Origin of the sequence: Ramlibacter sp. (assembly GCF_028291745.1) — a bacterium.
Classification (GTDB): Bacteria; Pseudomonadota; Gammaproteobacteria; order Burkholderiales; family Burkholderiaceae_C; genus Ramlibacter.
Genome location: NZ_JAQGNQ010000108.1, coordinates 1 through 10695 on the forward strand (window position 1 = coordinate 1; position 10695 = coordinate 10695).

Genomic DNA, 10695 nt, shown 5'->3' on the forward strand with positions numbered 1-10695 from the left:
AAACCGAGAGCCACGTGGTCGAGAGCCCGGGCAGTGCCGAGGCTGAACTCTCGGCAGCGCAGATCGTGGACGGCCTCGAGGAGGACATCCTCTTCGGCCGCGTGCACCCCCGCGAGCGACTGGTCGAGAACGACCTGATGGAACGCTTTGCCGCCAAGCGCCACGTCGTGCGGCAGGCGCTGGCCGAGCTCGAGCGCATCGGCCTTGCCGAGCGGCTGCCTGGCCGAAGCGTCACGGTGAAGGACCTCACACCCGACGACGTGGAACAGATCTACGCCATGCGGGAACTGCTCGAGACCGCCGCAGCCCGCTGGATGCCGCTGCCGGCCCGGGAAGAGTTCCTCGCGCAGCTCACGCGGATCCAGCAGCGACATGACGCCGCGGCAGCTCGCCGCGACCTGCGATCGCTGTTCCGGATCAACATCGTCTTTCACGACACGCTCTTCTCCGAGTGCGGCAACCGCCATCTCGTGGAGCACATCGCCCTGTTCGGCCGGAAAGCGCACGCGGTGCGATCGCTCTCCATCACGCACACCGGCGAAGTACAAGCCGCGGGCCGTGACCACTGGGCCATCATCCAGGCGCTGCGCGACGCCGACCGCAAGGCGCTGGTGACCCTTTGCCGCGACCACATCCAGGTCGCCAAGAAGGCCTATGTCGAGGCCTATCGCGCCCGCTTTCCGCTCACCCGCAGCGGCTCTTGAGGCCGCCTGCTTCCTCCAACCCGGACCCCCAGAATGATCCAGATCTCCTCCACCAGCGTCACCCTGCCGAACCAGGAAGTTCCCATCGCCGACCGCGTCGACGTGCTTGTCTGTGGCGGCGGTGTCGCCGGCATCGCCGCGGCGGTTGCCGCGGCACGCAGCGGCGCGCGCACGCTGCTGCTGGAGCGGGCAGGCTTCCTGGGCGGCACGGCCACCGGATCCGCCATGGGCCTGCTGGTGATTCCGGCCAGCGAACTGGTCGGCTTCCCGCGCGAGTTCTTCACGCGGCTCGCGCACGAGCAGGGCGCGGGGCTGGGCGACGTGGTGCCTTGGGACATCGAGGCCTACAAGTGGACCGCGATGGACGTTCTGCGTGAATCGGGTGCGCAGGTGCTCCTCTACACATGGGTGTCCGAGCCGATCGTGGTGGATGACCGCATCATCGGCGTCATCATCGAGAACAAGTCGGGCCGGCAGGCGGTGCTGGCCAACACGGTCATCGATGCCACGGGCGACGGCGACGTCGCGGCCCGCGCCGGCGCCGCCTTCACCAAGGGCCGCGAGCGCGATGGCGCCATGCGTCCCGTCACCGTGATGGGCCGCATCGGCAACGTCGACCTGCGGCGCTTCAAGCAGTACATCGACACCCATCCGGACGACTTCTCCCAGGACGATGGCCGCCGCGTCGTCGACTTGGCGGGTGGCATCGTTCGCATCGACGGCTTCTTCTCGATCGTCGAGCAGGCCAAGAAGCTGGGCTTGCTGGAACGGGCGGCGCCCGTGAACTACCTGCGCTTCAGCGGCGTCAACCCGCCGGAACTCACCGATCGTGCCGTCCTGATCTGCAACAGCACGCGCGTGTACAACATCGACGGCACCAACGGCGCGGACATCAGCCGCGCCGAGATGGAAGGCCGCGACCAGTTGCGCCAGGTGATGCGCACCTGTCGCGAGCTGCTCCCCGGCTTCGAGAACAGCTTCCTCGTCGACAGCTCCGCCTACCTCGGGGTGCGCGAAACGCGCCGCATCGAAGGGCGCTACACGCTCACGTACCAGGACATCCGCGACGGCAAGCGCTTCGACGACGCGGTGGGCGTGATGACCTCCGTGGACTACGGCACCGCCGAACTGCACGGACCCGACTTCGGCCACGAAGGTTCGAAGGACGACAAGTGGGCGCGCGAGCTGTCGCTCAAGCTGATGCGCTATGAGTTCCCGCTGTCCTGCATGTTGCCCAGGGAGATCTCGAACCTGGTCGTCACCGGCCGCTGTGCGTCCTTCACCCACGATGTCGACAAGTTCCAGCGCAACATGGCGCCCACGGGTGTCGCGGGCCAGGCTGCGGGCGTGTTTGCTGCCGTGATGGCGCAGGACCCGCAGGCCGATTGGAGGAACCCGCCCGTCGCCAAGGTGCAGGTGATGCTGGAGGAGCAGGGCGTTCCCGTGCGCCTGCCGGCCGGTGCGCCGCATTCCAACATCGAAAAGCACGCGCTGCCCGCCTGAGGCAGGTTCGCTCGCCAGGCATCGCAAAAGAAGAAAACGGAGACATCGCATGATCAAGCTGTCCAGGCTGCTGGGTGCAGGAGCCCTGGGCCTCGCCGCCCTCGCCGCGGCGCCGGCCATCGCGCAAAACTATCCCGCCAGACCGATCCGGCTCATCGTCGGCTTCCCCCCGGGCGGCATCAACGACATCGTTGCCCGCGTGGTCGGCCAGAAGCTCGGGGAGGCCCTGGGGCAACCGGTGGTGATCGACAACCGCGCCGGCGCCGGTGGCACCATAGGCGCGGACCTCGTAGCGAAGGCCAAGCCGGACGGCTACACGCTGCTGCTCGGTTCGGTGAGCAATCTCTCGATGGCGCCGAGTCAGTACAAGAACCTTCCCTACGACCCGGTGAAGGACTTCAGCCCGGTGGCCCTGCTGGCGGCGGCGCCCAACGTGCTGGTGGTCAATCCGAAGTTCCCGGTGAACTCGGTCAAGGACCTGATTGCGCTGGCCAAGGAGAAGCCCGGGCAGATCAGCTATGCGTCGGCCGGCAACGGCACCTCCAACCATCTCACGGTGGAACTGCTGAAGGTGCTGGCGAACGTCGACCTCGTGCACGTGCCGTACAAGGGAGACAGTCTCGGCATCACCGACGTGATCGCGGGCCAGGTGCCGATGATGTTCCCCACGCTGCCGGTGGCGCTGCCGAACATCAAGGCGGGGAAGCTGCGCGCGATCGCGGTCTCCAGCGCCACGCGCACCCCGCTGATGCCGGGCGTGCCCACGGTCGCCGAGTCGGGCGGACTGCCGGACTTCGAAGTCAGCGTGTGGGTCGGTATCCTGGCGCCGGCGAACACTCCCAAGGACATCGTCGATCGCCTGAGCGCGGAGTTGACGCACATCGTGCAGACACCCGACGTGCGGGACAGGCTCGCGGCGCTCGGTACCGTTCCCGATCCGCGTGATGCCGCTCACTTCGCGACCTACATCCGGTCGGAAACCGCGAAGTGGTCTAAGGTGGCCACGGCCGCGAAGATCACGGCCCAATAGGCGAATGAGCATGGAAAGCATCGGAATCACCATGGGCGACCCCTCCGGCGTCGGCCCGGAGATCATCTGCAAGGCCCTGGCCGACCTGCCGCAGCAGACGCGGCACTCCATCGTCGTCTTCGGCAACCGCGAGTTGCTGCAACGCGCCAACCTGCTGGTGGGCAGCGAGCTGCAGTGGGTTGAACGCGAATCGGCGGCAGGGCTGGCGGCGCGCGAGGTTCGCATCCAGCACGTGCCGGTCCCCGCCGGCGTCGGTGCGCCCCAGGACGGCATCATCACGGCGGCCGGGGGCGCCTGCGCCTATGCCTGCATCGCCGCGGCGGTGCAGGCCGCACTGCAAAAGCGGATCGGCGTGATGGTCACCGCGCCGATCAACAAGGCGGCACTGCACCAGGCCGGCTACAAGTACGACGGCCACACGGAACTGCTGGCGCACCTGACGGGCGCGAAATCGTCCTTCATGCTGCTGGCCTCGCCGAAGCTGTCCACGCTGCACGTGTCCACGCACGTCTCGCTGACCGGGGTAGCGCAACGCGCCAGCACCGAGCGCGTGCTCGCCACCATCCGCCAGGGCCATGCGCATCTGCGCCGCCTCGGCGTGGTGAACCCGCGGATCGCCGTGGCCGGACTGAATCCGCACAGTGGCGAAGGCGGGCTCTTCGGGCGCGAGGAGATCGAGCAGATCATTCCCGCGATCGAGGCGGCGCGCCGCGAGGGGATGGACATCGCCGGCCCGGTCCCGGGCGACAGCGTGTTCTACCGGGCTCTGCAGGGCGAATTCGACCTGGTGATCGCGCAATATCACGACCAGGGGCACATTCCCACCAAGCTGATTGCCTTCGACGAGACGGTCAACGTGACGCTTGGCCTGCCGATCCTGCGGACGTCCGTCGACCACGGCACCGCGTTCGACGTGGCCTGGACCGGCAAGGCCAAGCACGTGAACATGTTGTCGGCCATCGACTATGCCGCCCGGCTGGTTGGCGCCGCCGAGCGGGCACCGGCCGCGCCGTGATCCGCGTCGGGATCGTCGCCGACGACCTGACCGGCGCAATGGATTCGGCGGCGCCGTTCGCGGACGGCGGCCTGGCAAGCCGCGTGTTGCTCTCGACACCGGGGCTCGCTGACGTCGGCGAGCACCCCGCGGTACTCGCCATCGACACGCACTCGCGCGACCTCTGCGCCGAGGTCGCGGCGCGCACCGTGCACGCCGCCATGGCGCAACTCGCCGCCGACCGCCTGCCCTTCAAGAAAATCGATTCCACCTTGCGCGGCAACGTCGCTGCGGAGATCGCCGCGGCCTTGCAGGCGAGTGGCCGCAGTTGCGCTGTCGTCGCGCCCTCCGCGCCTGCGCAAGGACGCGTTCTGCGCGATGGTCGCTTGTTCGTGAACGGAGCAGGGGCGGCAGGCCCGTCGCTGATCGAGACGCTGCGACAAGGCTTGCCGACCCTCTCCGTGCGCCCGCTGCGCGGCGGCGAGGTACCGGGTGACGAGCCCTGCGTGCTGGTTGCCGATGCGCAAACCGGGCAGGAGCTCGCAAGCATCGCCGCACGGTGCCTCCCCGCCTCGGGCAAGGTGCTGCTGGTGGGATCGTCGGGACTCGCATCGGCGCTGGTTGCGTGCATGCCAGCGGCGTTCACCAGGCCTGTGCACCCTACTTACGAGCGGCTCGTCTTCGTCGTGGGTTCGTACAACGCGCGGAGTGCCGCACAAGTTGGCGCGCTGCTCTCGCAGGGCGATGTCGAGGCGCTGGCGCTCACGTCGAACGGCGAGTTGCGCAGGATCGCGCAGGGCGGCCGCGGCGCGCGCATAGTTCTCCTGCACGTCGAAGGCCTGGGCGCTGTGCCGACGCTCGATCCGCGCCGGGTCTCGCAGCAGCTCGCCCATGCCACCGCGGACCTGTTGTCCTCGCAGCCAGGCAGGTCGACGGCACTGTTCCTGACCGGGGGCGACACGGCCCGTGCCGTCCTCTCGCGCCTGCAGGTGGACGGAGTCGAAGTGATCGGCAACCTGTACCCCGGCGTCGTGCATGGCCGGATCCGGGGCGCATCCGGGGCTCTGGGTGTGGTCACCAAGGCCGGAGGCTTCGGCAGCACGGACCTTTTCGCCCAGGCCGTGGCCGCCCTCGTGCCGTCGGCACGGTAGCGCCCAGCCGCGCTCCTGCCGGCGTCACCCTTCCTTGGGCGGCGCCGTGGTGATCGCCTCGAACTCCTTGTCATGCATCACGTCCGCCACCGACCGCCCCGCGCGCACGGCGGCCACCATGCCGTCCTGCCGGCGCGCGATGCGCTCGGCCAGGTCCAGCACTTCCTCGATGCGCGCCTGCGGCACGAAGACCGTGCCGCAGCGGTCGGCGATCACGTAGTCGTCTTGGCTGACCGTCACGCCAGCCATGCGCACCGGCTCGCCGGAGGCTGTCTGCACGATGCGGTTGCGCGCGCTGATCATCGTGATGCCCTTGCCGTACACCGGATAGCCGATCGCCTCGCTGCCCTCGATGTCGCGGCTGCAGCCGTCGATGATCGTGCCGCGGATGCGCCTGGCGGCGGCGGCGTTCGCCAGGATGTCGCCCCAGCAGGAGATGCCTTCCGGGCCGCCCGCGATCACGAGCACGCGGTCGTTTGATGTGACCGCAGCGATCGCCGGCGAAATCAGGTGCAGCGTCGGCTGCGTTTGCGTCCTGGGACCGAGCTGCACGGTGCTGGCGCGGCCGACGATCTTCGGGCAGTTCCACAGCGGGCGCAGCCCGAAGGTAGCGCCGGCCAGGCCCAGGAAGTCCAGGGCGTCCGAGATGGTGTTGCTGTCGAGGGCGGCAAGCCGCTGCAGGTGGGGATCGGGCATGGCAGGCTGCAGCTTACGGGATCGCGGCCTCAGCGTGGAGTGCGCTCCGCGCATTCCACCCTACGACGCAGCCGGCATGGGTAGGGTGGAATGCGCAACGCGCACTCCACCGGGCTGCCCCGACGCAGCCCTCACGCCGCCTGCGGTTCCACCTTCAGCACGCCGCGGCGGATCTGGTCGCGTTCCAGCGATTCGAACAGCGCCTTGAAGTTGCCGTTGCCGAAGCCTTCGTCGCCGGCGCGCTGGATGAATTCGAAGAACACGGGCCCGAGCAGGGTCTCGCTGAAGATCTGCAGCAGCAATCGCGGCTGGCCGCCCGCGGTATCGCCATCGAGCAGGATGCCGCGCGCCTGCAGTTCGCCCACGGGCTGGCCGTGACCGGGCAGCCGCTCTGCCAGCATCTCGTAGTAGATGTCGTTGGGCGCCGTCATCAGCGGCACGCCGGCCATCTGCAACTGGTCGACGGTCGCCACCAGGTTGTCCGTGAGCAGGGCGACGTGCTGGATGCCCTCGCCGCTGAACTGCATCAGGAACTCCTCGATCTGGCCCGAGGTCTTGCCCGACTCCTCGTTCAGCGGGATGCGGATCATGCCGTCGGGCGCGCTCATCGCCTTCGACGTGAGGCCGGTGTACTCGCCCTTGATGTCGAAGTAGCGGATTTCGCGGAAGTTGAACAGCCGCTCGTAGAACGCCGCCCAGTGCGCCATGCGGCCGCGATAGACGTTGTGCGTGAGGTGATCGATCACCGTCAGGCCGACCCCCTTGGGATGGCGGTCCACGCCGGGCAGCCACTCGAAGTCGATGTCGTAGATCGACTTGCCGTCCTCGAAGCGGTCGATCAGGTACAGCGGCGCGCCACCGATGCCCTTGATCGCGGGCAGGCGCAGCTCCATCGGGCCGGTGGGGATCTCGATCGGCTGGGCGCCGAGTTCGAGCGCGCGCTCGTAGGCCCGGTGCGAGTCGCGCACGCGAAAGGCCAGCGCGCAGGCGGAGGGTCCGTGCTCCGCGGCGAAGTAGCCGGCCAGGCTCCGGGGCTCGCGGTTGACGATGAAGTTGATGTCGCCCTGCCGATAGAGCAGCACGTCCTTGGACTTGTGCTTCGCGACCAGCGTGAAGCCCATCTTCTCGAACATCGGCTCCAGCACATCGGGGATGGGCGAAGCGAATTCGACGAACTCGAATCCGCACAGGCCCATGGGGTTGTCGAACAGGTCGGCCATGTCGCTCTCTCGCTTTCTTCGCAGCAGGGGGTGTTGCCTGACTGTAGGCCCGGTGGGCCGCAGGGATCTTGCGATTTGCGGCTTGGATGCGGGAGTGCGCGCAGGAATCATGCAAGAATCTGCCGATGGATGACCCGATCCGACTCGACGGCATGGATCAGCGCATCCTCGCCGCGCTGCGCGAGAACGGCCGCCTCTCCTATGAGGAACTGGGCGGCAAGGTGGGCCTGTCGGCCTCGGCGGCGCTGCGGCGAGTCAAGCGCCTGGAAGACGCGGGCGTGATCGCCGGTTACGTGGCGCTGGTGCGCGCGCGCCGCGTCGGCCTGGGGCTCACCGCCTACATCAACGTGCGCATGGCCAAGCAAAGCGGCGGCGACAAGCGCGACCCGCTCGACCTCTTTTCCGCCGCGGTGGTGACCTGGCCCGAAGTGGTCGAGTGCGTCTCCCTCACCGGCGACACGGACCTGCTGCTCAAGGTGCTGGTGGCCGACATGGACCACTACACCCACTTCGTGATGAACACGCTGCTGAAGCACCCGAGCGTGCAGGACTGCCGCACCAGCTTCGTGATGCGGCCCTTCAAGACCAACGTCACGCTGGTCTGATGCCTCGGTGCGACGAGCATGAACGCCTGGCCGACGGAACGGAACGACATCCTTGCAGCGGGCGTGAGGTCCCGTGACCCTGCGACGCCGCGCCGGAACCTGAGAAGGAGGTGACATGGGCAGCAGTGAGATCCGTGTGCTTGCGCGCCTGACGCCGCACGACGTCGAGGAACTCGCGGACATTCTGGTGGATTGCGTCGAAGGCGGCGCTTCGGTCAGCTTCATGCTGCCGATCACGCGGGAGCGGGCACGCGCCTTCTGGTCGTCGGCCGCGGCGAGCCTGGAGCGCGGAGAGCGCATCGTCATCGTCGCGCACGACGCGCAGGGCTACGCCGGCACCGTGCAGATCCTGCTGGACCAGCCCGAGAACCAGCCGCATCGCGGCGACCTCGCCAAGATGCTGGTGCGCAGGCGCGCGCGCGGCCAGGGCCTGGGCGCTGCCTTGCTGCGCGCTGCCGAGTCGCAAGCGCTGCGCGCGGGCAAAGCCCTGCTGGTGCTGGACACCGCCAATCCCGATGCCGAACGCCTGTACGAGCGCGGCGGCTGGCAGGCCTGTGGCGTGATCCCCAATTACGCGCTGATGCCCGATGGCACGTACGCCGCGACCCGGCTCTATTGCAAGCAGCTTGCGCCGCTGCCCGCCTGGCAGCCCGGCCCCTGAAGTTTTCCGCCGTGCGGAAAAGTGAGTTGCGCCCCGGCGCGGCGAGCGCGCGGCAAATTCCCCTACCATCGTCCCGCTGCCGCGACGAGGGCCGACCGCGCCCTGCGAGCGGATGCCAGAGGGTAAGGACATGAGCCTGCAGGACTTCATCTACAACGGCCAGCCCTCGCGGGTCGTGTTCGGCGCCGGATCGCTGCGCCACCTCGAGCGGGAGATCGACCTGCTGGGCGCCCGGCGTGCCCTCGTGCTGTCCACGCCCGAGCAGGCGGCGCAGGCGCAGATGGTCGCGGATCGCCTGGGCGCGCGCGCGGCAGGGATCTTTCCGCGCGCCGTGATGCACGTGCGCATCGAGGTGGTCCAGGAGGCGCGCGACACGGCCAGGCGATTGGGCGCGGACTGCGCCGTCGCCATCGGCGGCGGATCCACCACGGGCCTGGGCAAGGCGATCGCGCTGGACTCCGGCCTGGCTATCCTCGCGATTCCCACCACCTATGCCGGCAGCGAGATGACCCCCATCTACGGCATCACCGAGGGAGCGCTGAAGAAGACCGGCAAGGATCCGCGGGTGCTTCCCCGCACGGTGATCTACGACCCCGAGCTCACCCTGAGCCTGCCGGTGGCCATGAGCGTGACCAGCGGGATGAATGCCATCGCGCACGCCGCCGAAGGCCTGTACGCGCAGGACAGCAACCCGGTGATGGACCTGATGGCGGAAGAGGGCATTCGCGCCCTGGCGCAGGCACTGCCCGCGATCCGGCAGCGCAGCACCAACATCGAAGCGCGTGGCGAAGCGCTCTACGGAGCCTGGTTGTGCGGCTGCGTCCTGGGCAACGTCGGCATGGCCCTGCACCACAAGCTGTGCCACACGCTCGGTGGCAGCTTCAACCTTCCGCATGCGGAAGTCCACACCGTGGTGCTGCCGCACGCGATTGCATTCAACGCCGAAGCGGCACCGCAGGCGATGGCCCGGATCCGGCGCGCGCTCGGCCTCGCTGCCGGCACCAGTGCGGCGGCCGGCCTGTTCGACCTGGCCCGTGACAACGGCGCGCCAGTGGCGTTGCAGGACATCGGCATGAAGCGCGAGGACCTGGATCGCGCCGCGGAGATTGCGGTGGGCAATCCCTACTGGAACCCGCGGCCCTTCGGTTCCGCCCAACGCGACGCCATCCGGCAACTGCTGCAAGAGGCCTACGAAGGCGTGCGGCCGGCATGATGCGGTGACGCGCAAGGACGCTGTCGACCGCCTCGCCGTCCTCGAAACCGAAGTGCTGATTGCCCATGACATTCAAGGAGAGCAAAGTGAACGACCCCTTCGTCGAGGAATTGAAGATCCGGCAACTGGTGGAGCGTTGGGCCGTCTGGCGCGACGCCGGCGACTGGGAGCGTTTTGCCACCGTCTGGCACCCCGACGGCGTGATGATGGCCACGTGGTTCCAGGGCTCCTTCACCGAGTTCATCCGCGTGACGCAGGAGGGCTGGGCCAAGGGCGTGAGCATCCTGCACTTCCTGGGGGGCTCCGCGATCGATCTCGCCGGCGACCGCGCCATCGCGCAGACCAAGATGACCATCTCCCAGCGCGGTCCGGTCGAAGGCGTGCTGTGCGACGTGGTATGCACCGGCCGCTTCTACGACTTCCTGGTCAAGGTGGCGGGCGAGTGGAAGCTGCTGCACCGCCAGCCCATTTACGAAAAGGACCGCATCGATCCGGTCGATCCCTCCGCGCGCCTGGCGCTGGATGCCGATCGCCTGGCCCGGATGCCCGAGGGCTACCGCCATCTCGCCTACATCCAGACCGGCATCGGCTACCAGGTGAAGATGGACATGCCCATGTTGAAGGGCCCCCAGGTCGAGGCGCTCTATGCCCGCGGGGCGCGCTGGCTGGCCGGTGGCGCGCTGGAACGCTGAAGCTGCTGCGACCGCGCAGGCCGAGAGCGTCCGCTGGGCCGGCGTGATCAAGCGGGCGGGCACCGAGAGCCGCGGCCTGTACCGCATCGAAGACGAAGCCGAGATGCGCGCCGCCTTCCTGCAGAAGGACCTGACGAAGAGCCGCGCCGGCTGGCTGTATTCGTACGATCCGCTCACGGTGCCCTTGCCGGCCTGAACAAACGGCGCTGGCCGCGATACATTCCGG

Annotated in this window: 12 protein-coding genes; 10 read left to right on the top strand and 2 right to left on the bottom strand. The window is 68.4% G+C overall.

Translation table 11 applies throughout. The features are described from left to right. The 5 genes from JWP60_RS19990 to JWP60_RS20010 all read left to right on the top strand — a co-directional run. The coding region (locus JWP60_RS19990) for a GntR family transcriptional regulator (protein WP_299795264.1) at nt 1–704 on the top strand (704 nt) is incomplete at its 5' end. A gap of 33 nt (nt 705–737) precedes the next feature. Then, nucleotides 738–2207: an FAD-dependent oxidoreductase gene (locus JWP60_RS19995; protein ID WP_299795266.1), complete on the top strand. Its 1470-nt coding sequence runs from the start codon at nt 738–740 to the stop codon at nt 2205–2207. 49 nt (nt 2208–2256) lie between these two features. Next, nucleotides 2257–3237, top strand: a complete 981-nt coding sequence (locus JWP60_RS20000; RefSeq protein ID WP_299795268.1) for a tripartite tricarboxylate transporter substrate binding protein — start codon at nt 2257–2259, stop codon at nt 3235–3237. Nucleotides 3238–3247: 10 nt separating this feature from the next. Next, complete coding sequence (pdxA, locus tag JWP60_RS20005; protein WP_299795269.1) at nt 3248–4252, top strand: 4-hydroxythreonine-4-phosphate dehydrogenase PdxA; 1005 nt, start codon at nt 3248–3250, stop codon at nt 4250–4252. Continuing rightward, entirely contained in the window at nt 4249–5382 is a 1134-nt protein-coding gene (locus tag JWP60_RS20010) for a four-carbon acid sugar kinase family protein (RefSeq protein ID WP_299795272.1), read from the top strand. The genes pdxA and JWP60_RS20010 overlap by 4 nt, the downstream gene beginning before the upstream one ends. A 24-nt stretch (nt 5383–5406) precedes the next feature. Here the strand turns inward: JWP60_RS20010 and JWP60_RS20015 are convergent, their stop codons facing one another. Together JWP60_RS20015 and hppD are read right to left on the bottom strand one after the other, a co-directional pair. After that, nucleotides 5407–6078, bottom strand: coding sequence for an RraA family protein (locus JWP60_RS20015; RefSeq protein ID WP_299795274.1), 672 nt, complete (start codon nt 6076–6078; stop codon nt 5407–5409). 131 nt (nt 6079–6209) lie between these two features. Next, nucleotides 6210–7298: a 4-hydroxyphenylpyruvate dioxygenase gene (hppD, locus tag JWP60_RS20020; RefSeq protein WP_299795276.1), complete on the bottom strand. Its 1089-nt coding sequence runs from the start codon at nt 7296–7298 to the stop codon at nt 6210–6212. Nucleotides 7299–7423: 125 nt separating this feature from the next. Here hppD and JWP60_RS20025 point away from each other — a divergent pair, with 125 nt between their 5' ends. From JWP60_RS20025 to JWP60_RS20045, 5 genes are all read left to right on the top strand, one after another. Next, nucleotides 7424–7903 (top strand): Lrp/AsnC family transcriptional regulator, encoded by a 480-nt coding sequence (locus JWP60_RS20025; protein ID WP_299795278.1) that lies wholly within the window; start codon nt 7424–7426, stop codon nt 7901–7903. A gap of 115 nt (nt 7904–8018) precedes the next feature. After that, nucleotides 8019–8564, top strand: coding sequence for a GNAT family N-acetyltransferase (locus tag JWP60_RS20030; protein ID WP_299795280.1), 546 nt, complete (start codon nt 8019–8021; stop codon nt 8562–8564). 130 nt (nt 8565–8694) lie between these two features. Further along, nucleotides 8695–9777, top strand: coding sequence for a maleylacetate reductase (locus tag JWP60_RS20035; RefSeq protein WP_299795282.1), 1083 nt, complete (start codon nt 8695–8697; stop codon nt 9775–9777). An 86-nt stretch (nt 9778–9863) separates the two neighbouring features. Continuing rightward, the gene (locus JWP60_RS20040) at nt 9864–10469 is read left to right on the top strand and encodes a nuclear transport factor 2 family protein (RefSeq protein WP_299795284.1); all 606 of its coding nucleotides are present in this window, start codon (nt 9864–9866) and stop codon (nt 10467–10469) included. Next, a complete protein-coding gene (locus tag JWP60_RS20045; protein WP_299795286.1) occupies nt 10450–10665 on the top strand; it encodes a hypothetical protein in 216 nt (71 codons plus the stop codon). Before JWP60_RS20040 ends, JWP60_RS20045 begins: the two co-directional genes overlap by 20 nt. The last annotated feature ends 30 nt before the right edge of the window (nt 10666–10695 follow it).